The sequence below is a fragment of the Micromonospora sp. NPDC050795 genome, assembly GCF_044456785.1.
GTDB lineage: Bacteria > Actinomycetota > Actinomycetes > Mycobacteriales > Micromonosporaceae > Micromonospora.
This window is the reverse complement of the sequence record NZ_JBITGE010000128.1, coordinates 1-1,141: the sequence shown is the minus strand read 5'-3', so window position 1 is coordinate 1,141 and position 1,141 is coordinate 1. Positions and strand designations below refer to the sequence as shown.

Sequence of the window (1,141 nt, the reverse complement as noted above, 5' to 3'; positions counted from 1 at the left end):
GGGCCGGGCAGGGACGGCTGCTGCGGGTTGCAGCCGCCATTTGCCGTCGGGGAGCGTGGTCGGGTTGCGGTGCAGGCCGTGCGCGGCCAACGCGGTGACCAATACCGGATCCGGCGCCGCCGCCCGCCCCCCGTTGGCCGCGATGCTTTGCAGTGTGCTCACCAGTTGGCCGATGGGAACAGGGACGAGATGACCGGGCAGCATCACTGTGGTGTTCCGCGTGATGCGGGTGCCTACCGGCAGGCGGTTCAACGCCTGGGCATAGTCCTGATCGGGCCAGGTGATTATGGCGCCGCTGGGTAGCAGCCGCCATTTGCCGTCGGGGAGCGCGGTCGGGCTCTGGTGCAGGCCGTGCGCGGCCAACGCGGCGACCAACACCGGATCCGGCACCGCCACCCGCCCCCCGCTGGCCGAGGCGCTCCGCAGTCTGATCACCAGTTGGCCGATGGGAACAGGGACGAGATGACCAGGCAGCGTCACTGTGGTGTTGCCCTTGATGCGGGTGCCTACCGGCAGGCGGTTCAACGCCTGCGCATAGACCTGATCGGTCCAGGTGATTTTGGCGCCGGTGGGTTGCAGCCGCCATTTGTTGTCGGGGAGCGCGGTCGGGTTGTGGTGCAGGCCATGCGCGGCCAACGCGGCGACCAACGCCGGATCCGGCGCCGCCACCCGCCCCCCGTGGGCCGAGGAGTCCCGCAGTCTGCTCACCAGTTGGCCGATGGGAACAGGGACGGTATGACCGGGCAGCATCACTGTGGCGTCCCGAACGATGCGGGTGCCTACCGGCAGACGGTTCAACGCCTGCGCATAGTCCTGATCGGGCCAGGTGATTCTGGCGCCGCTGAGTAGCAGCCGCCATTTGCCGTCGGGGAGCGCGGTCGGGTTGCGGTGCAGGCCGTGCGCGGCCAACGCGGCGACCAACGCCGGATCCGGCGCCGCCACCCACCCCCCGCCGGCCGAGATGTTCCGGAGTCTGTTCACCAGTTGGCCGATGGGAACAGGGACGGTATGACCGGGAAGCATCACTGTGGTCTCAAATGTGATGGGGGTGCCTACCGGTAGGGTGTTCAACGCCTGCGCATAGACCTGATCGGAATTCCTAGGTGCCATCCGGATCTCCTCACCTTCTCGGTACTGGCCT

Annotated in this window: 1 protein-coding gene; it reads right to left on the bottom strand. The window is 68.1% G+C overall.

What is annotated here, in order from left to right; all coding sequences use genetic code 11:
- Window positions 1-1,110, bottom strand: a 1,110-nt coding sequence (locus tag ACIBEF_RS32590) for a hypothetical protein (RefSeq protein ID WP_396797266.1), incomplete at its 3' end; no start/stop codon positions are given.
- Window positions 1,111-1,141: the final 31 nt, after the last annotated feature.